Origin of the sequence: Bradyrhizobium manausense, assembly GCF_018131105.1 — a bacterium.
GTDB lineage: Bacteria > Pseudomonadota > Alphaproteobacteria > Rhizobiales > Xanthobacteraceae > Bradyrhizobium > Bradyrhizobium manausense_B.
Window position 1 is genome coordinate 1129107 of the sequence record NZ_JAFCJI010000001.1, and the last position, 22966, is coordinate 1152072.

Sequence of the window (22966 nt, forward strand, 5' to 3'; positions counted from 1 at the left end):
AGAGCAATTGCTGCTACCGCATGCGCCGTCGCCAATCGCTCGGAGTTTCCTCGGTTAGTTTCTTGAATGCCGCGGCGAACGCAGTCTGCGAAGCGTAGCCAAGCTGAGCGGCGATCGCCGCGATCGGAGTATCGGTATCGCGCAGCATATTCATGGCTTGATCCAGCCGCTGCTGGCGTAGCCATGCATGAGGCGAAAGCCCGGTGCTTTCCTTAAACGCACGACAGAAGTGGAAACGCGAGAGCCCGGCATCGGATGCGAGCATCGTGAGAGATACGTCGGTATCGCGGTCCGAGCGCAGCCGTTCGATTGCACGCCGGAGAGCATGGGGCGACAGCCCGCCGATGGCCAGCTCGAAGGTGGGTGCCTCGCCAGCGTGTTCAGCCAGGAGACGTGTGGCCAGAACATCCGTCAGCTGCTGCCTGAACAGGTGATCGAGGGCCGCGTTGCCCTCCAGCATGTCCGCCGCACTCATCAACAGTCCTGATACGACGGGGTCAGGGTATCCCGTCCGTTCGAGAAGATCGCCAGGAGCAAGCATGTTGGCTTCGTGGGCGATGCGTCCGAGCGCGGCCTGCGGGAGATAGAGTTGGATTACGTCGACGGAGCCGGGAATATCCCATCTTGCGCTCGAACCGGCCGGGATGATCGTCACAACTCCGGAACGTGCCGTTCCAATGGCAACCGATTTGCCGGTACGCCTCTCGAGGCGTTGAACGCCTGTGGGATAGGTCATGATCACGTGGTCGGTCATGGGCTCGACGACGTCATGCAGAGCCCCGTGCTTCCAGTGTGTGATGGCGCCGCTGGAAGGGTCCGAGGCTATTTGAAGCGGTGCGGTCTTGAGGACGCGCGCCATCTCCACATCGGCGCGACGCCGCTCGATGCTCGCGGAGCTGTCGTGGGCCGCACCGGGTGCGGCGAGCAGAGCCTCCGAGGGAGACTGTGCGATTGGTCTGGTCATGGAGCCGTCCTCGCCTTCCGAGGCATTTCATTGACAGCGGGAAGACCGTCGCTAACGCACGCCTCGTCGCCAATCGCTCGGCGTCTCACCGCTAAATCGCCTGAACGCCGCCGCGAACGCCGTCTGGGAGGCATAGCCGAGCTCCATCGCGACCGACACGACGGATGCATCTGTGTCGCGCAGCATCTTCTTGGCCCGCTCGAGCCGGTATTGCCGCAACCAGGCAAGTGGGGAAAGCCCGGTGCTCTCTTTGAACGCGCGGCAGAAGTGAAAGCGCGACAGCCCGGCGTCGGAAGCCAGAGCATCGAGGGAGACGTCCGCATCGCTATTCGAGCGCAAACGCTCGATGGCACGGAGCAGGACCTTCGGCGAGAGTCCCCCGATAGCCGGCTGGAATGTGGCTGGCGAACCGGTATGCGCAGCCAGGAGGCGCGTCGCCAGGAGGTCAGTCAATTGATGCCTGAACAATGCATCCAGGGTCTGATTGCCCTCGAGCACGCTGGCCGCGCTCAGGAGCAATCGGGATGTAATGGGGTCGGGATGCGCCGTTCGTTCCAGGAGGTCGGCCGGTGTGCCAGCCGCGGCTTCGTCGGCTACGCGCTTCAGCGTTGCGTCGGGAAGATAGAGCTGAACGACGTCGACTGGCTTCGGAATGTCCCATCTGGAACTTGATCCTTCCGGAATGATGATCAGCACCCCGGGACGAAACGTCCCACTCGCCACCGATCGTCCCGACCGCCGCTCCATGTGCTGAATCACGCCGTTGTAAGCCATGATCACGTGGTGGCTCATGGGTTCGACGACGTCGTGTAGGGGTTCATGCTTCCAGTGGGCGATCCCGGCGCCCGTGCCGTCCAAAGCCATTCGAAACGGCGTGGTCCCGAGAACGCGCGCCATCTCCACGTCGGCGTGACGCCGGTCGGAAGCCGACGAGTCCAGGCCGGGCGTCGTGGGTAAGACTGGCAGGATCTCCTGAGGATCGACGCTCGGATTGCTCATGAATGGTGCTCGCACTGGGGAGGTCTAAAGCATGAGTGGCCTCTCGATCGCTTCCAGCTCCGCGTTTTCATGGGTCTTACGGGTGTACCGCGTGACCGTCTTTCCTAAAGCGAGCGAATTTTGTCTAATCCTGCGCGACGCCACGCAGGCCCACGCGGATGTGACTGCGCAGGATGATATCGCTCAAGGCAGATGCGCTTGGATTGTCGACGCTTTGGATACGCTGCCTCTGGATCACAAATGGCGACAGAAGTCGCTGCTCCAGCGGGTCGGCGATCGGATTTCACAAACGCACGATAGAACCGGGCCTGGGCTTGTTCCGGGGCAAGGTCTTAGGGCTCAATCATATTGAAATTGCTCCGGAAAATCGCCGATTGAGATCATAACGTGCGACATTCAGCGCCGCTGCCTGTGCCAGCGCAGGTCTGGACGACCGCTGCCGGTTTTCGATAATGAGGGCGGATTCACGGGCGGATGACCTGCCCGGTCCAACTTCAGGAATCGGGCCGACTGGATGTTACGCGCAGGCGCCTTCGGAGAGATGGTCAGGCAACAGTTGCGCCTGCGGGATGCGCCTCCCTCGCTGGTCACGCGTTCATTGCGCGGCATCGACCTCGCGGTCACCGAGACCCAGGATGACAATCCCGTACCAGGCCGTTCCGGCTCGATGGCTGACGAAGCCTATCTCGTCAGCCTGAAACTTCACGATTACCCGGATTGCGAACTCTGGGACCATGGCAAGTCTGTCATGAAGGCGGACGTTAGAGCCGGCACGACTTATCTCTACGACCTCAGGAGCGATCCGGGCTATATCATCGACAAGCCGTTCCATTCTCTCCAGTTTTATCTTCCGCGGTCGGCCCTTGACGGCATCGTCAAGGAATCTGGTGCACCGCGTGTCGGGGACCTCGCCTGTCGGTTTGGCTTCGGCCATGACGACAAGGTCATGCGTCATATCGGGGCATGTCTGATGGAAGCGCTGAGTCGCCCAAGCGAGGCTAACCAGCTTTTTATCGATCACATGATGCTCGCATTCGCTGCGCACATCGCCCAGGCCTATGGCGGGCTACAAACCGTTGCCGGATCGGCTCGCGGCGGTCTCGCCCCATGGCAGGTGAAACGCGCCTGCGAAAGGCTCGACGCGAATCTCGGCGGGACCCTTCCGTTGCAACAGATCGCGGCGGAATTTGATCTTTCGGTCAGCCATTTTTCGCGCGCATTTCGCATTTCCACAGGCCTGCCGCCGCACCAATGGCTGCTGCGCCAACGCGTGAAGGCAGCTCAGCAACTGATGACCGTCCGCGACCTGCCTCTGTCCGAAATCGCGATCTCGGTCGGATTCGCCAATCAAAGTCACTTTACGAAGGTGTTCTCGGCGCAGGTTGGCGTTAGCCCGGCAACATGGCGTCGCGGATCACTGGGCATCAGGGGAAGCGAAAACTGATCGGAGGAGCCACGCGTATCCTCTGATCAACGACGCGTCGTCAGCGAGATGGCATAAGCGGCGCAGCGAGCTGCGAAGATCTCGTCGGGCGGTTGGGCAATGCCTTCGGCGAGATTCGCTGGATCGAAGGCGGAAGCGTCGCAGGTTTCGTCCGGCTCGAGGCCGGTGATGACGATCGTTCCCAGCCGAATCTCTTCACGATTGTCCTCGTCTGGCCATCTGATGGTTACGTCCGTGGTGGGGTCGCCGGGACGATCGAGCAGCGCCATTACACTGAACCGGATATCGCCGCTGGTGACCCGATGTTCGAGGTCGTCGTGCAGGAAGTTGGCGAAGCTCGCCGTAAGGTCGCTCTCCCTCGGCGCGACCTCTGCGCCGACGGGGGTGACCTTGAACTTGATGAACCGTGTTTCGCCGGCTGAATTTGTTGCAGGAAATGAATGCACGCCCCAATAGGTGGTGCTGGCAAAATTCCGGGGCAGTGGATGCGCGGCGATATAACCGGCCTGATGCAGTGTTTCGGGATTGGCGGCGGAGAATGCCTTGACTCTCTCGATATCCGGACTGCCGTCCGGCCCTGGAATGCGCGCCTCGAGGAACGCGAGCATTTGGTCCAGCGTCTTCGCAAAATGCACCGGAGCGCTTTGCGCGAGAATGTCCGAACGGTGGTGAATCTCTCCGAGCCTGAAGCTAAAGCCGCTTAGCACGAGATTGTCGGTAACTGTGGCCCCGGGATTGGTGCTCCCGATCGAGAAGCGCGCCAACACGCGCGATGGTCTTGTGAAACTCCGCGATCTCGTGATTTCCTCCGCCCGATCCGACGGGACATAGGTCCCTCGCACACATCTGCCCTTGCCAAAGCTCGCGCGTACCTTAGGCGGAACGACCGCTCCCGCTTTCAGCGCATCGACAATCGCCGCGGGCGTGGCGGTCGGAATTTGGGGCGTTGGCAGCTTTGGGCTTGACACCGCGATGGTCTAGCGGATCTGCCATCTCGCTACTCCAGAGCGATTGCTGCGATTATCGTGCGATTGCTGGTAAGGGGATTCCGCAGTCGCTCGGCCTGTTCGGCGTCTGGCTCACCGAGCAATCTTGTCGACTGCTGCCGTCCATGCCTTGCGATAAGCATCAAGGCCTGTCATCGACATCGGAGCGACGGGGCCGGGTTCCGCGATATGGTAAGAGGGGGGCCAGTGCGCGAGCATGGCGGCGCCGCGTGCCGTGCCTGCGGCGTCCTCGGCCCTGAAGACACGCTGCGCCGGTCGTAGTGCGCCGAGAGCCTGACAGAAGGGAAGATTGCCGGCGAACGTCCCTTCGACGATGAGATCTCCCCCAGTTACGCCCATCCGTGTCAGCATCAGATCGCTGACCAAAGCGCAATACAGCGTCGCAAGTGCGGTTCGATCGCGCGTTGCGACGTCGCCGCGGATCTTGCCTTTGGACGTCGCATAAGGTCCGCCATGGCCGGTGAAACAGGGTAGGGCCATCGCGCCCGAGGCGATGACGCGTTCGAGGGCGCCAGGCTCAGGATTTCCGCCGCCGCGAGCGATGACCGCGTATTCGCGTCCGCCCATGAAGCGTCCGCAGGCGATGGGGCGGCCCAGCGCGTCGACGTTGGCGAGGGTGTCGTCGCGAGGGTCGAGTTTCTCGAGCGAAAGGCCCACGCACATCAGGATTACCCAGGTGCCGGTCGACAGCACGGTGAATGGCGCCTGACGCGAGACGAGATAGGGCAGAAGTGAAGCGTTGGAATCGTGGATACCGCAAAAGACCGGCGTTTCAGGTGCGAGCCGGCATGTGGCGGCGATTTCTGGTTTGATCGGACCGAGCGGATCGAAGGCGCGGCGCAGCGGCGGCAGCAAGTGCTCGACGGAGAGAGATTTGACGAGGCTCGAGGGCTGTCCCTGCCGCGGCGCCCAGAGATCAGCATGAGCGCCGAGAGTCGTGACTTCGGAGACTGCGACCCCGCTCAAGCGCCAGGCCCAATATTGTGGATAGCCGACGAAATGCCTCGCCTTGGCAAAGAGGTCCGGACAGCGCCATTTCTGATAGGCGAGCTGTCGACCGAGATTGAGGCCGGCGGGCAGGTTCGGCGATAGGCTCTCCGCAAAGGGCGGCCGCAGCTTGGCATACTCGGGCTCGATCACCTCTACGCCTGCGAATTCGTAGTCCAAGACCGGAGCGGCGAGATTGCTCTCGCCGATCAAAGCACCGGCTGCGCCATGTGCGGTCGGAACGATCGCATCAATCCGGTGCGTGCGTGCGGCCTCACGAAGCGCATCGAGAAAGAAGTTCCAGGCGGTCTCGACGTCTTCGTGCGGATAGGGCGGTCCTAGCAAAACGCGGTTGGGCGCTGTCTTTTCCCAGAGAAGCCGGCCGTGGTCGAACAAGGCAAGCTTGACGTTGGTCTTGCCGATGTCGAAGACTGCGACCGTCTGGCTCATCGTCAACTCAAGGCAGGTGGACAATTCGACAAGCAACGTGATCACCGTGTCATGGCCGGCTTGCTGCGGCCATGACCGCGGAGATCAAAGTGCGTCGCCCGACTGCTTTCGGCGGGCCGGGCGACGAGTTCGGATCAGAAATCGAAATCCTTGATGTTCTGCTTCGTGAAAATGAACGGCGACCCAAGCAGAATCTCGCTGCCATTGACCACGTTCAGCTTGCCGAGCTTGCCCGCGTCCACGGACGTTGCACCGGGCTTCAGGCTGCCGTCGACCACGGCACGCATCACGTAGGTTGCGGCATAGCCGAGATCGACCGGATTCCACAGCACAACCGACTTGACGCAGTCCGCGTTGACATACGGCTTCATCGCATTTGGCGTGGCGAGGCCGACCACCGCCACCTTGCCGCAGAGCTTGGCCTTGGTCACGGCTTCCGCCGAAGCAGGCGTTGCGACCGAGGTCATGCCGAACAGGCCGGCGAGTTTGTCGCCATGCTTGTTGATCAGGGTCGTCGCCTGGTTGAAGGACAGGTTGTTGTCCTCCTGCGCCTCGACCGTTTCCAGCCATTTCAGCTTCGGATGGCACTTCTGCGCATAGGCCCACATCTCGGCGATCCAGCGTGCCTGGTTCGGTGTCGTGAAGGTCGAGGTGACGATCGCGAAGCTCTTGTCTTCGCCGGCCTCCTTGGCCATCGAATCCATCATCGCCTTGGCGATGCCGTTGAACTCGGCCTGGTTGACGAACCATTCGCGGGCGTCTGGAGCCGAGTTGGCGTCATAGCCGACGACATGGATGCCCTTCGACAGGGCCTTCTTCAGGACCGGCGCGATCGCCACCGGATCGTTGGCGGCGAAAAGAATGCCGTCGACGCCGCTGGTGATGTAATTGTCGATAAACTTGATCTGCTCGTCGATCTTGGCCTCAGTCGGGCCGTCGGTCTTCACCGTGACATTGCCGAGCGCCTTGGCAGCCTCCTGCATGCCTTTCGTCGTCGCGTTGAAATAGCCGATGCCGATCAGCTTCGGCACGTCGACCAGGGTGATCGGTTTGCCTGCCTTGTCGGCCGCATTGGTTGGCTTGCCACCGTCATATGGCTTGGCAGCCGGTGCGGCGTTGGCTTCGCCTGCCGAGCACGCAAGCGGATTGACCGGCAGGTCGTCCGCGCCGTCCCATCTCTTGTCCGCCGCGGAGGCCGTTCCCGCCAGGATCGTCGCGCCGAGGAATGCAACTGCTAATCCGAGTTTCATCTTGTTTTCCTCCCCTGTTGAAGCCGCTTCTTCGCGGCTAGACACGCCATCAAACGCCCTCGCGTTTCCGCTGGAGCGAACTCGCCACAAGAGTTGAAAGGATGAGGACCGCGCCGATCACGATGATCGTCGCATCGCCCTTGACGCCGGTCAGGGCTAGACCGTTTTTCAACAGCTGGATCATTGCGAGGCCGACCACCGTGCCCCAGATCGTGCCGACGCCTCCGAATATGCTGGTGCCGCCGAGCACCACTGCCGCGATCACGTCGAGCTCATAACCGATCCCCATATCCGAGCGGGTCGTGGTCACGCGGGAGACGAGAACACAAGCGGAAAGTCCGGCCATCAGGCCCGACAATGTGTAGATGATCAGCTTGACGCGATCGACCGGCAAGCCGGAAAAGCGCGCGGCTGTCTCGTTGTTGCCGATCGCATAGAGCGTTCGGCCGAAGGTGGTGCGGTCGAGGACGATGGCCGAGACCACGATCGCGATCAGCAAGAGCCAGAGCTGCGCCGGCACACCGAAGAGGTTTTCCTGTCCGATAAAGTAGAACCATTCCGGGTAACCGCGCACCGAACGCGCCTGGCTGATGCCCTCCGCCAGCCCGCGGTAGAGGGCGAGCGTCGCAATGGTCATGATCAGCGGCGGAACTTTCACTTTGGTGATGACGATCCCGTTGAGAAAGCCAGCCGCGGCGCCGACGAGCAGCGAGAAGCCAATCGCCAGCGGAAGAGGAAAGCCGAAAATTTTCCAGGAATAGCCAAGCAGGATCGCGCAGAGCCCGACGATCGAGCCGACTGACAGATCGATGCCGCCGGTGATGATGATGAACGTCATCGGTAGCGCGATCAGCCCGACCTCGGTCGTCAGCCTGCCCTGGTTCAGCAGATTGTCGAGTGTAAGGAAGCGACTGTTCAAGCCTCCGAGCCCGATCAGCGCAACAAGCAGGATCGCCGCGAGCATGGTCTCGTGGCGCAGCAGCCACCAGGGCACGACGCGCTTGGCGGCTTGGGGGAGGGGAATCTCGCTCATGGCGCTCATGCTCCGGCCATGCGCCGGCGCCGCAGAATGTCGGCAATCACGGTCGCGAGGATAAGCACGCCCTGGACCGCGCGGATCCAGTAGGGCGAGACGTCGGTGAAGACCAGCGCGCTGGCAATCTCGGCGATCAGGACGGCGGCAAGGGTCGAGCCGACCACCGTGCCGACGCCGCCGAGAATGCTGACGCCTCCGACGACCGACGCGGTGATGATCGTCAGCTCAAGATTGGGCGGCACGGTCGACTGGATGACGCGCAGTTGCGTCGCGTAGAGCAATGCGGCCGCCCCCGCGAACAAGCCGTGCAGCGCGAACACCATCACGACCGTGCGCGGCTGCGAAATGCCGCAGAGCCGCGCCGCTTCGGCATTGCCGCCGACCGCGTAGATCGCACGTCCTGAGGCCGTATAGCGCATCCACAATGCGGCCAGGATCGTTACCAGGATCATGAGAAAGACCGGAAATGGCAGCGCACCGAAGATCTCGATATCGGCGAGATGGAAACTATCGGGCAGGTCGGTGATCCATTTGCCGCCGGTCACGCTGATCAGGCCGCCTTTGAGGATCGACAGCATGCCGAGCGTCACCACGATCGCCGGAATGCGCAGATAGGCAATGATGACGCCCTGCAACGCCATCACGAGGACGCCGGCAACGAGTGCCGCGAGCCAGGCGACCACGATCGGCGCACCGTTCACAGCCAGAGTGCCGCTGATCGTCGCCAGGACGCCGATCAGCGCGCCGACGGAAATGTCGATGTTGCCAGACACGATCACCATCGACATGCCGACTGCCGCGACGGCGATATAGGCGTTGCCGAGCAGCACGTCGGAAAGATTGCGTGCCGCCAGAAAGCGCGGGTTATATAGGCCGACGGCAATGGCAAGGCCGATCACCGCGATCGCGAGCAAAGCCTCCTGCGAGGCAAGGGCCCTCAGCCGTCGTCGCGGATCAGCCTCGGCGCCGGCTAAGGTCACCGCCGTCATGCTGCTTTCTCCGCCTTTTCATGGCTGCCCATCATCGCTGCGCCAACCGACTCCTGGGTTGCATCCTCGCGCGAGAATTCGGCAACGATACGGCCTTCGCGCATCACGAGCACACGGTCGCTCATGCCGAGCACCTCCGGTAGTTCGCTCGAAATCATCAGGATGGCGAGTCCCTGGGCCGCAAGCTCGCCCATCAGCCGATGGATCTCCGCCTTGGCGCCGACATCGATGCCGCGCGTCGGTTCGTCGAGGATCAGCAGCTTCGGCCCGTTGGCCAGCCATTTGCCGAGCACGATCTTCTGTTGATTGCCGCCGGAGAGCTTGCCTGCGATCTGCTCGAGCGAACTTGTCTTGACTGCAAAGCGCTTGACGCCATCGCCGGCGAGCTTGCGTTCGGCACCACGGTCGATGAAGCCGCCGAATGCGACCTTGCCGAGCGCGGCGAGGCTGAAGTTTTCGCGCACCGTCATCGGCCGCACCAGGCCTTGCGTGCCGCGATCCTCGGGAACGTAGGCGACGCCCAGAGACCGCGCCTGGGCGGGCGAGCGAATGTCGACTTGCCGACCGGCGATCCGGATTTCGCCATCCTCCGCAGGCGTGACGCCGAAGATGGTTTGCGCCAGCTCGCTACGGCCCGAGCCGACGAGGCCGGCAAGACCGACGATCTCGCCGGCTCGCACCGAAAGCGAGGCGCTCTTCGTCAGCGGCCGTCGTTCGAGGTCCTTCACCTCCAGCACCGGCTTGCCGATCGGAACCGTGATCTTCGGGAACAGGCTTTCGATCCTGCGGCCGACCATCAATTGCACGAGCTCGGCCGCGTCCGTATCGGCGACGCGCTTGGTTGCGACATGCGCGCCATCGCGCAGCACGGTGACACGATCGGCGATCGCAAAGATCTCATCGAGACGATGGCTGATATAGATCACGGCGACGCCGCGAGCCTTCAGCTTGCGCACGATGTCGAACAGTCGCGTCACATCGTACTCGGTCAGGGCCGCGGTCGGTTCGTCCATGATCAGGATGCGCGCATCCTGCGACAGCGCGCGCAGGATTTCGACACGCTGGCGATTGCCGACGCTGAGTGAGCCGACGACGCGCTCGGCCTGCAGGTCATGAATCTCGAGTGAGGCGAGCAGCGCATTCGTCTTCTCGCGCATCGCCCGCCAGTCGATCCGGCCGAGGCCGGCGCGCGGCGCATGCCCCATGAAGATATTTTCGGCGACCGTGAGCTCCGGGAAAAGCAGCAGTTCCTGATAGATCGTGGCGATGCCGGCGCGCCTCGCATCGTCCGGCCGCGCGAGGTCCACCTGCCTGCCGTCCACGAGCACCTCGCCGCGATCGGGCGGGAACACGCCCGAGATGATTTTGATCAGCGTCGATTTGCCAGCGCCGTTTTCGCCGAGCAGGGCGTGGACCTCGCCCCTGGCAGCCTCGAAGGAGACGCCGGACAGCGCCCGCACGCCTGGAAAGGACTTCTCTATTGCGTGCACCGAAAGAAGCGGAGCCGAGGGAGCTTCAGTTTGCGTGTCCGTCATCATGGTCACGCCGCCGCAGTGGTTTGAGTGCTCGCATCGACGACAACGACGCGGACGCCGTGCCCGCGCAGCATGTCGAGTGCGTCGTGTGGCGCGTCGGAATCTGTGATCATCGTATCGATGCGCGAGAGTGGGCAGACGACAAGGCTGCCGCGCGAGACGAACTTCGAGGAATCTGCGAGCACGATCAGCTTGTCGGCACGCTTGAGCAGCTTGGATTCGGCGCGGGCAAGCAGGGGATCACCTTCGATCACGCCGAGCGGTCCGATCGAGATCGCACTCATGAACATCCGCGTCGCCGAATAATGCTGGATCGCATCCTCCTCGAAAGGCGAGACGATCATGCCCTGCTCACGATAGACCTCACCGCCCGGCAATGCGACGCGGCATTTCGACGTGTGGATCAGCGCATCGGCGAGCAGATAGGAATTGGTCAAAACCTTCAGGCGGCGCTCGCGCAGATACTCGCCCATCTGATAGGTGGTCGTGCCGCCATTGATGATGATGGTCTCGCCGTCGGCGCAGAGAGCGACGGCCGCTTTCGCGATGGCGCGCTTGGCATCGATATTGAGCGTCTGGCTGACGTCGAAGGAGCGCGTGGCAAGGGAGAGAACGTCGCTTGGTGCGCTCGCGGTTTCCGGCAGGGCTTCCAGTCCGCCGTGCACCCTGATCGCGATACCTTGCTCGGCGAGCCTGGCGAAGTCGCGCCGGATTGAGGCCTCGGAGACACCGGTCGCGCGACAGGCGTCGGCGATGCGCACTAGCGACCGCTCGCGCAAAAGCGCCTTGATGACCTGCCAGCGTTCCCGCTCGTGCACGTCGTCCTCCCCTTTGCTTGTAAATAGGTCACGCTCTCGCGCAGTGGTCAACTGTAATCCGTCACAATCGATCAATATCGCGCCGCGTCAATCATATTGCGTCGCGAGGTTGAGTGTCGGTGATTGACCTTGATTGAATCCGTGGCCTAAGCTGCCCAGAGATCAAGCACAGGGAGGATGCGTCATGAGCGAGGTTGCGGCCACGCCCCTGCCAAATCTATGGGACGACGCGCGCGCCGCCGGGCTCGATGAAGCCGGCCAATTGCTCTACCGCTCGAACCTGCTCGGGGCTGATCTGCGCATCACCAATTTCGGCGGCGGCAACACCTCGGCCAAGATCGAGATGAAGGATCCGCTGACGCGCGAGAGCGTCCGCGTGCTCTGGGTCAAAGGCTCGGGCGGCGACATCGGCTCGATGAAGCGCGATGGCTTCTCGACGCTGTATCTCGACAAGCTCGAGAGCCTGAAAGGCCACTATCGCGGCCTCGCCCATGAGGACGAGATGGTCGCTTTGTTCAATCATTGCACCTTCGACCTCAATCCGCGCGCGACGTCGATCGATACGCCCTTGCACGCCTTCGTGCCGCACCGGCACGTCGATCATGTTCATGCCGATGCGGTCATCGCCATTGCGGCCTCGGAAGACGCCGAACGTTTGACCCGCGAGGTGTTCGGCGGCAAGCTCGGCTTCCTGCCGTGGCAGCGGCCCGGCTTCGAACTCGGCCTGAAGCTCGGCGAGATGGCTGCGCGCCATCCCGACTATGTCGGCGTGGTCCTCGGCGGCCACGGGCTGTTCACTTGGGCCGAGACGTCGAAAGCCTGTTACGAGATGACTCTGCGCGTGATTCAGCAGGCCGCCGATTGGCTTGCAGCGCACGAGCAGAAGCCGGCCTTCGGCGGTGCCAAGGTCCAAGCGGCCCCACCGGAAAAGCGTCGAGCGATCGCGGCCAGGCTGATGCCGCTGATCCGCGGCAAGATCTCAGCGGACGAGCGCAAGATTGGGCATTTCACCGATGCGCCGGAGGTCCTGGAGTTCGTCAATTCCAGCGCGCTGACGAAGTTGGCGCCGCTCGGCACCTCCTGTCCGGATCACTTTCTTCGTACCAAGATCCGGCCGCTGTTGCTGCCCTACGATCCCGTGCGCGATAATCTCGGCGAGGTGATCACCGGCCTCGACGACGTTCTCGTCGCTTACCGGCGTGACTACGCCGCCTACTACGAGCGCTGCAAGCATCCGAACTCGCCGGCGATGCGCGACCCCAACGCGGTCGTGTATCTCATCCCCGGAATCGGCATGTTTACTTTTGCCAAGGACAAGGCGACGGCGCGGGTTGCGGCTGAGTTCTACGTCAACGCTATCAATGTCATGCGCGGCGCTTCGGGCGTCAGCGCCTATGTCGGCCTTGCCGAGCAGGAGGCCTTCAACATCGAGTACTGGCTGCTGGAAGAGGCCAAGCTCCAGCGCATGCCCAAGCCGAAATCGATGGCCGGGCGGATCGCCTATGTGACCGGCGGTGCCGGCGGCATCGGGGGGGCAACCGCGCTGCGGCTGCTCGGTGAGGGCGCGTGCATCGTCATTGCGGATATCGACGAGAAGGCCTTGAGCGAGCGTATCACGGCGATCACGAAGCACCACGGCCGCGACGCGGCGATCGGCGTGAAGCTCGATGTGACCGATGAGGCGGCAGTGGTCGCTTCGTTCGAAGAGGCCGCGCGCGCCTTCGGCGGCATCGACGTCGTGGTCTCGAATGCCGGCATCGCTTCGGCTTCGCCTGTCGAGGACACGAGTCTTGGACTGTGGCAGAAGAACATGGACATTCTCGCCACGGGGTATTTCCTTGTTTCGCGCGAGGCATTCCGCCTGATGCAGCGCCAGAGCATCGGCGGCGCCATCATCTTCGTCGCTTCGAAAAACGGTCTCGCCGCTTCGGCCGGCGCATCGGCCTATTGCGCCGCCAAGGCGTCGGAGATTCATCTTGCCCGCTGCCTGGCGCTGGAAGGCGCAGTGCATGGCATCCGCGTCAACACGGTCAATCCGGATGCAGTGCTGCGCGGCTCGAAGATCTGGGAGGGCGAGTGGCGCCAGCAGCGTGCGGCGTCCAACAAGGTCACCGAGGACCAGCTCGAGGAAGTCTACCGTCAGCGCTCGATGCTCAAACTGTCGGTCTTTCCCGAGGACATCGCCGAGGGTGTCTACTTCTTTGCGTCCGATCTTTCGGCCAAATCGACCGGCAACATCCTCAATGTCGATGCCGGCAACGCCCAGGCCTTCACGCGATGAGCGCGCCGTTTTCGATCAGCGCGGAGTTCGTCGCCGAGCACAATGCGCAGCTCGAAGGTGCGATCACCGAAGACTATGATGCTCTGAAGCGCGCATTGGCGCGGCGCGGGATCGACGCGGAAGCGCTGGCGCAGAAAGTCGCGGCCTTCGGCGTCGCCATTCCGACCTGGGGCGTCGGCACGGGAGGCACGCGATTTGCCCGCTTTCCAGGACAGGGTGAGCCGCGCAATGTCTTCGAGAAGATCGACGATTGCGCCGTGATCCAGCAATTGGGGCGAGCAACCCCGACGATCTCGCCGCACTTCCCTTGGGATAAGGTCGACGACTATGCCGCCCTGCGCGAACAGGCCGCGAGCCACGGCCTTGCCTTCGACGCAGTCAACTCGAACACCTTTCAGGATCAGCCGGGGCAAGAACTCTCGTACAAGTTCGGCTCGCTGTCGCATACAGATGCGCGTGTGCGCGCCCGGGCCATTGCCCACAACGTCGAATGTATCGAGGTCGGCCGCAAGCTTGGCTCGAAGGCGCTGACCGTCTGGATCGCCGACGGCTCGAACTTTGCCGGTCAATCGAATCTGACCAAAGCGCTCGACCGCTATATTGACGCGACGCGCGAGATCGTCGCGGCGCTGCCCGCCGACTGGCGGGTGTTCCTCGAGCACAAACTGTACGAGCCGGCGTTCTACTCGACCGTGATCTCGGATTGGGGCACGAGCTTTGCGGCCGCGCAGGAGCTTGGGCCGAAGGCCTATTGCCTCGTCGACCTCGGTCACCATGCGCCGAACGTGAATATCGAGCAGATCGTCGCCCGGCTCGTTCGCTTCAACAAGCTCGCGGGCTTCCATTTCAACGATTCCAAATATGGCGACGACGATCTCGATAGTGGCTCGGTCGAGCCGTTCCGGCTGTTTTTGGTCTTCAACGAGTTGATCGACGCCGAACGCCGCAAGGCGGAAGGCTTCGCGCCGGCCTACATGATCGACCAGTCGCACAATGTGACCGATCCGATCGAGAGTTTGATGCAATCGGCGATCGAGTTGCAGCGCGCCTATGCGCAGGCACTCATCGTCGATCGCGCCGCGCTTGAAGCGGCGCAAGAGACCAACGACGCGCTCGGCGCGCATCTCGAATTGAAACGCGCCTTCACCACCGATGTCTCGCCACTCCTCGCCGTCGCTCGCATGCGGGCCGGCGGGGCGATCGCACCCATCGCGGCCTATCGCGCGTCCGGCTATCGGGCGCGAAAGGCGAGGGAGCGTCCCGCCGTCGGCGGAACTTCGTCAGGCATTGTCTAGGCGAGGCACCCGCAGAGCGAGCGGGAAAGAAGCCGTGACATTTCGACCGAGGCGGTGCGGCGATGGTCGCCGATCGCTTACGCCGAGTTGGGATCCCCGCGTGGTTCGTGTCCGACACCGACGTGTCGACGTACGTTGTATTCCAATGTTCCAAATCGCGGAGGAACCAGCGACCTCTTCTCAAGTTTTCCGAGCGGGGCTTGCAGTTGAAGGTCCCCGCCATGCGGCAGAAAGCCAAAGTCGAGAACTACGATGCTCCCGCCGGCGGTTGGGGGTCTCTGAACGCCGTCATTCACATTCTCACGCAAGAAGAGGTCGCGCTCCTCGGGAGCGAGATTCTGCTGAAGCAGAACAAGCCCGGCGGTTACATGTGCGTGAGCTGCTCCTGGGCCAAGCCCGCCAGTCCCCACCCATTCGAGTTCTGCGAGAATGGTGCCAAGGCGACCGCGTGGGAAATAACGGGCAAGGTCGTTACGCCGGAGTTCTTCGCTCGGCATACGTTATCGGAGCTACGATCCTGGTCCGACCACAAGCTGGAAGAGCAGGGGCGGCTCACCAATCCGATGCGCTACGATCCCGTCAGCGACAAATATGTGGCTGTCGATTGGGGTGTGGCTTTCCGCGAGATCGGGGTTGAGCTGAACAAGCTCGATCCACGCTCGGTCATCATGTACACCTCTGGCCGCGCCTCGCTGGAGGCCAGCTACATGTATCAGCTGTTCGGCCGGATGTACGGCACTAACAATTTTCCCGATAGCTCCAACATGTGCCATGAGACGACCTCGGTGGCATTGCCGCAGGTGATCGGGGTTCCGGTCGGCACCGTACAGCTGAAGGACTTCGGCGACACCGACTGCATTTTCTTTTTTGGCCACAATACCACGACAAACGCACCGCGGATGCTGCATCCACTCCAGGAAGCAGCCCAGCGCGGCGTTCCGATCGTGACCTTCAATCCGCTCCGGGAGCGCGGGCTCGAGCGCTTCGTCAATCCGCAAAACCCGCTCCAGATGATCGCGGGCGGCACGCGCATCAGCACGCAATATCATCAGGTTCGGGTCGGCGGCGACGCCGCGGCGATGATTGGGATCTGCAAATGCGTGATCGAGTCGGATGATCTGGCGCAGGCGAACGGAATGCCGCGCGTCGTCGACGCCGACTTCATCGCGCAGCACACTGCGGGATTTGAGGAGTTTGCCGCGTTTTGCCGCGCACAGGACTGGAACGCGATCGAGCGGGCCTCCGGTCTCACGCGGGCCGCAGTGATCGATGCAGCGAATGTGTACATGGCGGCCAATGCCGTGATCGCCAATTACGGCATGGGCGTTACGCAGCACAAGCACGGCGTCGAAACCGCCAAGATGATCGTCAATCTGCTGCTGTTGCGTGGCAATATAGGCAAGCCGGGCGCTGGAATCTCGCCGATCCGGGGACATTCCAACGTCCAGGGCCAGCGTACGGTCGGCATCTCCGAGAAGACAAAGCTCGTGCCGCTCGACAAGCTCGCAGAGCTTTACGGCTTCGAGCCACCGCGATGGGACGGCCTTTCGACCGTGGATGCCTGCGAGGGCATTTTGAAGGGCGACGTTCGCGGCTTCGTAAGCCTCGGCGGCAATTTCGTGCGCGCTATCCCGGAGCGCTTGCTGATGGAGCCGGCCTGGTCCGGCCTGCGCCTGTCGGTGCAGATCGCGACAAAGCTCAATCGCAGCCATATCGTGCCTGGCGAGGTCACGTACCTCCTGCCATGCCTCGGTCGCATCGAGGTTGATGAGCAGGCCGGCGGTGCGCAGGCCGTGTCGATGGAGGATTCCACCGCCTGCATTCACGGCTCGCGCGGTCAGCGCAAGCCGGTGGCCGAGCATGCCCTCTCAGAGCCGGCGATCATCGCAGGCCTCGCCAAGGCAACGCTGAAGCCCAATCCCAAGGTCGACTGGGACGTGTGGATCGCTGACTATTCGCGCGTGAGAGACGCTATCGAGCGCACATATCCGGACCAGTTCAAGGACTTCAACAAGCGCATGTTCGAGCCCGGCGGCTTTCCGCGCCCGCTGGCGGCGCGGGAGCGCAAGTGGAAGACGCCGAACGGTAAGGCCAACTTTACCGTTCCCAAGGCTGCCTTCGCGCCGCCAAAGGAGAGCGACGGCGTCTATGAGCTGATGACTATGCGCGCTGACGGCCAGTTCAACACGACAATCTACAATGAGGATGATCGCTTTCGCGGCATCGCGGGCAGCCGATACGTCGTTCTGATGAACCCGACTGACATGGAGGCAGATGGCCTCAAGGCGGGAGATACGGTCACCCTGGTAACCGAAGCCGGCGACGGCGTCGAGCGCAGTCTGAGCGAACTCCAGGTCGTGCCTTACGACATCCCACGCAGGAGTATTGCGGGCTACTATCCCGAGTGCAACGGGCTCATCCCGCTGTGGCACTACGCCGAGGGCAGCAAAGTCCCGGCCGCCAAGTCGGTGCCGGTGCGAGTTTTCAAGGATGTCCCGCCGGAGATCATCGAGGGCGGCGAGATGCCGATCTCGGCTACCTGACCGGGATTGCGGCCCGGGCGTGGAGCCGAAACTCACAACAGCGAGACTGCGGATGAAATCGAAATCCATCAATGACGGCGCCGAGCGGACCTTTGTCCTCATCCTCGACCAGGGCGAGGAGGCGTTCAAAACCATCACGGAATTTGCCGATCGCGAGAAAATTACGGGTGCCTCGGTCTCGGCGATCGGTGCCTTCTCGCACGCGAAGGTCGGCTGGTTCGATTTTGCGGCCAAAAAATACAAGCCGATCGAGGTAAACGAGCAATGCGAGGTGCTGAGCCTGCTCGGCGACGTCGCGCAAGGCGACGACGGCAAGGCCAGCCTGCATCTTCATGCCGTGCTCGGCTTGCAGGACGGCACGCTACGCGGCGGCCATCTCCTGTCGGGATCGGTCCAGCCGACCCTGGAGGTGACGATCACCGAGACGGTGGTTCATCTCCGCCGCAAGAAGCGGCCGGAGCTTGGTATTGCCTTGATCAGTATTTAGCCGCTGGAGCCCTCATGTATGCGCTTTTTGAAGGGGAGAGGCAGATTGGAAACCCGTTCACCACGGAGAAAGAGGTCTGGGAGGCTGCCTTGATCGAAGGACTTCTCACGGATGTTCCGGTCGCGGACGAGGAGGGCGGTCAGCTCCTGCCGGCCGGCTATCACGTTCAGCGCGTCGACGAAGGGGCGCGTCCGCGCGGTGAGGGGGCGAGAAGGCGTCCCTGACGGGCCGGGATCGCTCGGGACTTTAGGGACGCGAACATCATGCCGCTCCATCCGACTGTGACCGACATTGCGATAAGGCTTGCGCTGACCATGCTGGCCGGCGGCATCATCGGTCTCAATCGCGGCGCGCGCGGCCATGCGGCCGGCTTTCGGACGACGATTCTGGTGTGCCTCGCGGCCTCGGTCGCAATGATTCAAGCCAATATCCTGCTGCCGCTGGCGGGCAAAACGCCGGAATCGTTCTCAGTCATGGACCTCATGCGTCTTCCGCTCGGTATTTTGACCGGCGTTGGCTTCATTGGCGGCGGCACGATCCTGAAACGGGGCGACCTCGTGACCGGGGTGACCACTGCGGCAACGCTATGGCTCGTCACCGTGATCGGTCTCTGCTTCGGCGGCGGGCAGCTCGCACTCGGCGGGGTGACGACCGTGCTTGCCGTGTGCACGCTCTGGGCACTGAAGAAGGTCGACATCTGGATGCCGCGAGAGCACCGCGCCCGGGTGGTTGTGATCGGCCCCGCGCAGTGGGATACGGTCGTGGAGATCCAGCGGCTGGTCGCGCCAAGACAAGTCGACGCGCGATTTCAGGAGCAATCGCGAACATCCAGCGACAACAAGATCGCGGAATATGTGTTCGAGCTTGGATGGCGGAAGCCAGACGCGGCCGAATTGCCCCCTCTCGATATCTTGCGGCTCATCGAAAGCAAGTTCGAGATCAAGGCCTTCGAGCTCACGACCGACAATGGCCGTTGATGCCGGCAGGCCGGCTGGAGGCGGTCCGCTGGCACTATATGGCGCGCGTCGGGCTCCTCGGTGGGCGCTTGTCGACTCGACATCCCGAGGTTGGACGACACCCATCTGGGCATCTTAGGAACATCCAAATCCGGCCCACGTTGGCGACACGGGCTTATGGATGTTCCATGCGGCGCAGAACATTTCTTACACTCGCGGCCTGGCTTGTCGGCACGACATCCCTGACGCGCGCAACCGTGATCCACAATCACGTGCCATGGGCGCCTCATCCGAACTCGCCGCCGGAGATCGCGCGGCCAGGTCCCTGGCAGTTCTTCACTCTGGATGAAGCTCGTGCGATGGAAGCGATCGTCGATCGCATCATCCCGCCGGATCCGGAGACGCCCGGCGGCAAGATCGCCGGCTGCGCCGTGTTCATCGATCGCCAGCTCAAGGGGCCGTATGGCTCCAACCAGGGCCTCTACACGCTTGGACCGCATACCAAGGGCACCAAGGAGCAGGGGCCGCAATCGGCGCTGACTCATGCCGACCTCTATCGCAAGGCGCTTGCAGCACTCGACAAGCACTGCAAGTCGACGCAGGGCGGAAAGTCCTTCGCGGAACTCGATGCCGCCGCGCAGGACGACGTGTTGCGGAAGATCGAGTCAGGTGAGGTCAAGTTCGAAACGGTCGATGCCCAGGGCTTCTTCTCGGCTCTGCTGAAGGACGTCCCGGAGGGCTTCTTTTCCGATCCCATCCATGGCGGCAACAACGACATGGTCGGCTGGAAGATGATCGGCTTTCCCGGAATCCGGTACGACTACCGCGACTGGGTCAATCGTCACAACGAACGCTATCCGCATCCGCCCGTCAGCATCGCCGGGCGGGCCGACTGGACACCTGCAAAATCGTGAGCGCCGCACATGGCTCGTAAGCTTCCGCGGAAGGACGTCGTCATCATCGGGCTCGGCTGGACCGGTTCGATCATGGCCTACGAACTCGCGGATGCCGGGCTCGACGTGATCGCGATCGAGCGCGGTCCCTGGCGCAATACGGCGACGGACTATCCGCCCGGCTATGCGGCCGACGAGTTGCGCTACCGCATCCGTCACGAGTTGTTCCTGAGCCCCGGCCAAACCACCTTCACCTTCCGCAACAAGATGAGCGAGGCAGCGCTGCCGATCCGCAGCTGGGGCGCCTTCATGCCCCCGAACGGCGTCGGCGGAGGTGGGGTGCACTGGAACGCGGAGACGTGGCGCTTCCTGCCGTCGGACTTCGTTCTGAAGACGCATCTGACCGAGCGCTATGGCGCCGGATTCCTGCCCGGTGACATGACCATCCAGGATTGGGGCGTGACCTATGACGAGCTAGAGCCGCATTACGACCGGTTCGAATATCTCTGCGGTACGTCCGGTCAGGCCGGCAACATCAAGGGCACGATCATGGAGGGCGGTAATCCCTTCGAAGGGCCGCGCTCGCGCGCCTATCCCAATCCGCCGCAGGATCAGCCATTCGGTCACACGTTGTTCGGCAAGGCGGCGCGCGAGCTCGGCTACAAGCCGTTTCCGCAGCCCTCGGGCAACATGTCGCGACCTTACCAAAACCCACTCGGTGTCCGCCTCGGGCCATGCACCTATTGCGGTTTCTGCGAGTGGTTCGGCTGCGGCAATTACTCGAAGGCCTCGCCGCAGACCACGGTGCTGCCGGCACTGGTGCGAAAGCCCAACTTCACGGCCCGTGACAACAGCGAGGTCACGCGGATCAACATCGACAGCTCCGGCAAGCGCGCCACTGGCGTGACTTTCGTCGATGCCTCAGGCGACGAATGGGAGCAGCCGGCCGACCTCGTCGTGCTTTCGGCCTATACGATCTTCAATGTCCAGCTCCTGCTGCTGTCGGGCATCGGCAAGGCCTACGATCCCGCCGCCAACACCGGCGTGGTCGGGCGCAATTTCACCCACCAGACCATCTCGGACGTTGTCAGCTTCTTCGATCCGGAAAAATTTGTCTTCAATCCATTTATCGCCTCAGGCGCGATTGGAATGTGCATCGACGAGTTCAATGGCGACAATTTCGACCACGGTCCGCACGGCTTCGTCGGCGGCGGCTATGTCGGGCAGGTGCAGACCAATGGGCGTCCGATCGAGACCACGCCGGTGCCACCGGGAACGCCGCTGTGGGGCGCGGCGTGGAAGAAGGCCGTGAAAGATAATTATCAGAGCGCGATCAAGCCGGGCACCGGTGTGCACGGCAGCATGTACAGCTACCGCGACGTCTATGTCGATCTTGATCCCACCTATAAGGATCGCTTCAACCGGCCGCTGGTGCGGATCACCATGGATTTCCATGATAACGAGATCAAGCAGAACAAATTCCTGACCGACAAGTTCGCCGAGATCTTTCAGGCGATGGGCGCCAGGCAGGTCCACAAGGAATATCGCAAGGCGCCATACGACATCACCAAATACCAGACCACGCATCTCTGCGGGGGCGCGATCATGGGAACGGACCCCGGCACCAGCGCGCTCAACCGCTATCTTCAGAGCTGGGACGTGCCCAACCTGTTTGTGCTTGGCGCCAGCGCGTTTCCTCAAAACGCCGGCTACAACCCGACCGGAACGGTCGCAGCGCTCGCTTATTGGGCCGCGGATGCGATCCGCTCGAAATATCTCAAGAACCCGGGGCAGCTCATCAATGCATAGAGCTGCACAAATCGCGCTGGTGATATTGACGCTTGCTGCCGGCATTGGCGAGGCCACGAGCGCAGGTTCGCAGGACTTTGCCGCTGTCGAGCGCGGGCGTTATCTCGCGAACGCGGCCGATTGTGGAAGCTGTCATACGGTTCCGGGCAGTGACCATCCCCTGAGCGGCGGTCGTCCCATCGAAACCCCGTTCGGCACGCTGGTCGCGCCCAACATCACGTCGGATCGGGAGACCGGGATCGGCGCCTGGAGCGACGACGAATTCGACGCGGCGGTGCGGACCGGAATGCGCCGCGACGGCAAGCGGCTTTATCCGGCCATGCCGTTTCCCTACTTCGCGCGGATGACACGCGAGGACATCAAGGACATCCGCGCCTATCTCGAGACTGTCGAGCCCGTGCATAATCCGGTGAAAGTCAACCAGCTGCCGTTCCCGCTGAACCAGCGGATGGCCATGACGGTCTGGGACAAGCTCTATTTCACGCCGGGCGAGTTCATGGAACGGTCGGACAAGTCGAAGCAGTGGAATCGAGGCGCCTATCTGGTCGAAGGCCCCGGCCATTGCGGCGCCTGTCATACGCCGAAGACGGCGTTGGGCGGCGACAAGTCCGACAAACGCTTTCAGGGTTACACGCTTCAGGGATGGGTTGCGCCTGACATCACCAGTGGACAGGGGCCGCTCGCGGACTGGTCGGCCGACGATCTCGCGCAATATCTCAAGACGGGCCATAATCGGTTTGCGGCCGCGGCCGGCTTGATGGGGGAGGTCGTCGAACTTTCGACATCGAAACTCAGCGACGACGACACCAAGGCGATGGCAGCCTATCTGAAGGATCAGTCGGGACCGAAACCGGCGGCGGACAGCTCGGCGGATTCACACGTGATGGCTGCGGGCGGCGCGATCTATCAGGACCTTTGTGCGGCCTGCCACAAATCAGACGGGACCGGCGTTCCCAATCTCATTCCGAACCTCTCCCACGCCGCGACCGTCAACACGGGAGACCCGACGACGGTACTGCGCGTGATCCTCCAGGGCGCGCAGAGCGTGGCAACCGACAAGGAGCCGACCGGTCCGGCGATGCCTGCCTTCGGCTGGCAGCTAAACGACGCGCAAGTCGCGGCGGTCGCGACCTATGTCCGAAACCATTGGGGCAAGGCGCCGCCGGTTAGCGAGGATGAGGCAAAGAAGGAGCGCACGGCGCTCGATGCAAGGACCAACTGAT

19 protein-coding genes are annotated in these 22966 nt (G+C 62.6%); 10 read left to right on the forward strand and 9 right to left on the reverse strand.

The features are described 5' to 3' along the window. Positions 1 to 13: 13 nt before the first annotated feature. Together JQ631_RS05075 and JQ631_RS05080 are read right to left on the reverse strand one after the other, a co-directional pair. Positions 14 to 964: a helix-turn-helix transcriptional regulator gene (locus JQ631_RS05075; protein ID WP_212324534.1), complete on the reverse strand. Its 951-nt coding sequence runs from the start codon at positions 962 to 964 to the stop codon at positions 14 to 16. Positions 965 to 1015: 51 nt separating this feature from the next. Continuing rightward, the gene (locus JQ631_RS05080; protein WP_212324536.1) at positions 1016 to 1963 is read right to left on the reverse strand and encodes a helix-turn-helix transcriptional regulator; all 948 of its coding nucleotides are present in this window, start codon (positions 1961 to 1963) and stop codon (positions 1016 to 1018) included. A 514-nt stretch (positions 1964 to 2477) separates the two neighbouring features. Here JQ631_RS05080 and JQ631_RS05085 point away from each other — a divergent pair. Beyond that, positions 2478 to 3407 carry an AraC family transcriptional regulator gene (locus JQ631_RS05085; RefSeq protein WP_212324539.1) on the forward strand — a complete coding sequence of 310 codons (930 nt, stop codon included), beginning with the start codon at positions 2478 to 2480 and terminating at the stop codon, positions 3405 to 3407. A gap of 26 nt (positions 3408 to 3433) precedes the next feature. On the opposite strand, the gene JQ631_RS05090 is transcribed toward JQ631_RS05085, so the two are convergent. The 7 genes from JQ631_RS05090 to JQ631_RS05120 all read right to left on the reverse strand — a co-directional run bounded on the left by JQ631_RS05090 (position 3434) and on the right by JQ631_RS05120 (position 11479). Next, positions 3434 to 4360, reverse strand: coding sequence for a catalase (locus JQ631_RS05090; protein WP_249160484.1), 927 nt, complete (start codon positions 4358 to 4360; stop codon positions 3434 to 3436). Between the two features lie 126 nt (positions 4361 to 4486). Beyond that, positions 4487 to 5851, reverse strand: coding sequence for an FGGY-family carbohydrate kinase (locus JQ631_RS05095; RefSeq protein WP_212324543.1), 1365 nt, complete (start codon positions 5849 to 5851; stop codon positions 4487 to 4489). Between the two features lie 134 nt (positions 5852 to 5985). After that, complete coding sequence (locus JQ631_RS05100) at positions 5986 to 7101, reverse strand: autoinducer 2 ABC transporter substrate-binding protein (protein WP_212324545.1); 1116 nt, start codon at positions 7099 to 7101, stop codon at positions 5986 to 5988. Between the two features lie 49 nt (positions 7102 to 7150). Continuing rightward, positions 7151 to 8143 carry an ABC transporter permease gene (locus JQ631_RS05105; protein ID WP_212324546.1) on the reverse strand — a complete coding sequence of 331 codons (993 nt, stop codon included), beginning with the start codon at positions 8141 to 8143 and terminating at the stop codon, positions 7151 to 7153. Next, complete coding sequence (locus JQ631_RS05110; RefSeq protein WP_212324547.1) at positions 8140 to 9126, reverse strand: ABC transporter permease; 987 nt, start codon at positions 9124 to 9126, stop codon at positions 8140 to 8142. The genes JQ631_RS05105 and JQ631_RS05110 overlap by 4 nt, the downstream gene beginning before the upstream one ends. Then, positions 9123 to 10664, reverse strand: coding sequence for a sugar ABC transporter ATP-binding protein (locus JQ631_RS05115; RefSeq protein ID WP_212324548.1), 1542 nt, complete (start codon positions 10662 to 10664; stop codon positions 9123 to 9125). The genes JQ631_RS05110 and JQ631_RS05115 overlap by 4 nt, the downstream gene beginning before the upstream one ends. Positions 10665 to 10666: 2 nt before the next feature. Then, complete coding sequence (locus JQ631_RS05120; RefSeq protein ID WP_212324549.1) at positions 10667 to 11479, reverse strand: DeoR/GlpR family DNA-binding transcription regulator; 813 nt, start codon at positions 11477 to 11479, stop codon at positions 10667 to 10669. 184 nt (positions 11480 to 11663) lie between these two features. Here JQ631_RS05120 and JQ631_RS05125 point away from each other — a divergent pair, with 184 nt between their 5' ends. The 9 genes from JQ631_RS05125 (at position 11664) to JQ631_RS05165 (ending at position 22965) form a co-directional block, all read left to right on the forward strand. Beyond that, on the forward strand, positions 11664 to 13760 hold the full coding sequence (locus JQ631_RS05125) for a bifunctional rhamnulose-1-phosphate aldolase/short-chain dehydrogenase (RefSeq protein ID WP_212324550.1): 2097 nt from the start codon (positions 11664 to 11666) through the stop codon (positions 13758 to 13760). Continuing rightward, on the forward strand, positions 13757 to 15055 hold the full coding sequence (gene rhaI / locus JQ631_RS05130) for an L-rhamnose catabolism isomerase (protein ID WP_212324552.1): 1299 nt from the start codon (positions 13757 to 13759) through the stop codon (positions 15053 to 15055). The genes JQ631_RS05125 and rhaI overlap by 4 nt, the downstream gene beginning before the upstream one ends. A gap of 221 nt (positions 15056 to 15276) precedes the next feature. Further along, a complete protein-coding gene (locus JQ631_RS05135) occupies positions 15277 to 17598 on the forward strand; it encodes an FdhF/YdeP family oxidoreductase (protein ID WP_212324553.1) in 2322 nt (773 codons plus the stop codon). A 52-nt stretch (positions 17599 to 17650) separates the two neighbouring features. Continuing rightward, positions 17651 to 18085 (forward strand): PPC domain-containing DNA-binding protein, encoded by a 435-nt coding sequence (locus JQ631_RS05140; RefSeq protein WP_212324554.1) that lies wholly within the window; start codon positions 17651 to 17653, stop codon positions 18083 to 18085. Positions 18086 to 18099: 14 nt separating this feature from the next. Beyond that, complete coding sequence (locus JQ631_RS05145; protein ID WP_212324555.1) at positions 18100 to 18309, forward strand: hypothetical protein; 210 nt, start codon at positions 18100 to 18102, stop codon at positions 18307 to 18309. 39 nt (positions 18310 to 18348) lie between these two features. After that, on the forward strand, positions 18349 to 19062 hold the full coding sequence (locus JQ631_RS05150; protein ID WP_212324556.1) for an MgtC/SapB family protein: 714 nt from the start codon (positions 18349 to 18351) through the stop codon (positions 19060 to 19062). A 167-nt stretch (positions 19063 to 19229) separates the two neighbouring features. Then, positions 19230 to 19955 (forward strand): gluconate 2-dehydrogenase subunit 3 family protein, encoded by a 726-nt coding sequence (locus JQ631_RS05155; protein ID WP_212324557.1) that lies wholly within the window; start codon positions 19230 to 19232, stop codon positions 19953 to 19955. A 9-nt stretch (positions 19956 to 19964) separates the two neighbouring features. Next, a complete protein-coding gene (locus JQ631_RS05160) occupies positions 19965 to 21743 on the forward strand; it encodes a GMC family oxidoreductase (RefSeq protein ID WP_212324558.1) in 1779 nt (592 codons plus the stop codon). Continuing rightward, positions 21736 to 22965, forward strand: coding sequence for a c-type cytochrome (locus tag JQ631_RS05165; protein WP_212324559.1), 1230 nt, complete (start codon positions 21736 to 21738; stop codon positions 22963 to 22965). Before JQ631_RS05160 ends, JQ631_RS05165 begins: the two co-directional genes overlap by 8 nt. Position 22966 lies beyond the last annotated feature (1 nt).

Bases quoted from the DNA above. Each gene is read 5' to 3' on its own strand.
- JQ631_RS05075 (WP_212324534.1), bottom strand. From the start codon at position 964: ATGACCAGACCAATCGCACAGTCTCCCTCGGAGGCTCTGCTCGCCGCA.
- JQ631_RS05080 (WP_212324536.1), bottom strand. From the start codon at position 1,963: ATGAGCAATCCGAGCGTCGATCCTCAGGAGATCCTGCCAGTCTTACCC.
- JQ631_RS05085 (WP_212324539.1), top strand. From the start codon at position 2,478: ATGTTACGCGCAGGCGCCTTCGGAGAGATGGTCAGGCAACAGTTGCGC.
- JQ631_RS05095 (WP_212324543.1), bottom strand. From the start codon at position 5,851: ATGAGCCAGACGGTCGCAGTCTTCGACATCGGCAAGACCAACGTCAAG.
- JQ631_RS05100 (WP_212324545.1), bottom strand. From the start codon at position 7,101: ATGAAACTCGGATTAGCAGTTGCATTCCTCGGCGCGACGATCCTGGCG.
- JQ631_RS05105 (WP_212324546.1), bottom strand. From the start codon at position 8,143: ATGAGCGCCATGAGCGAGATTCCCCTCCCCCAAGCCGCCAAGCGCGTC.
- JQ631_RS05110 (WP_212324547.1), bottom strand. From the start codon at position 9,126: ATGACGGCGGTGACCTTAGCCGGCGCCGAGGCTGATCCGCGACGACGG.
- JQ631_RS05115 (WP_212324548.1), bottom strand. From the start codon at position 10,664: ATGATGACGGACACGCAAACTGAAGCTCCCTCGGCTCCGCTTCTTTCG.
- JQ631_RS05125 (WP_212324550.1), top strand. From the start codon at position 11,664: ATGAGCGAGGTTGCGGCCACGCCCCTGCCAAATCTATGGGACGACGCG.
- rhaI (WP_212324552.1), top strand. From the start codon at position 13,757: ATGAGCGCGCCGTTTTCGATCAGCGCGGAGTTCGTCGCCGAGCACAAT.
- JQ631_RS05135 (WP_212324553.1), top strand. From the start codon at position 15,277: ATGCGGCAGAAAGCCAAAGTCGAGAACTACGATGCTCCCGCCGGCGGT.
- JQ631_RS05140 (WP_212324554.1), top strand. From the start codon at position 17,651: ATGAAATCGAAATCCATCAATGACGGCGCCGAGCGGACCTTTGTCCTC.
- JQ631_RS05145 (WP_212324555.1), top strand. From the start codon at position 18,100: ATGTATGCGCTTTTTGAAGGGGAGAGGCAGATTGGAAACCCGTTCACC.
- JQ631_RS05150 (WP_212324556.1), top strand. From the start codon at position 18,349: ATGCCGCTCCATCCGACTGTGACCGACATTGCGATAAGGCTTGCGCTG.
- JQ631_RS05155 (WP_212324557.1), top strand. From the start codon at position 19,230: ATGCGGCGCAGAACATTTCTTACACTCGCGGCCTGGCTTGTCGGCACG.
- JQ631_RS05160 (WP_212324558.1), top strand. From the start codon at position 19,965: ATGGCTCGTAAGCTTCCGCGGAAGGACGTCGTCATCATCGGGCTCGGC.
- JQ631_RS05165 (WP_212324559.1), top strand. From the start codon at position 21,736: ATGCATAGAGCTGCACAAATCGCGCTGGTGATATTGACGCTTGCTGCC.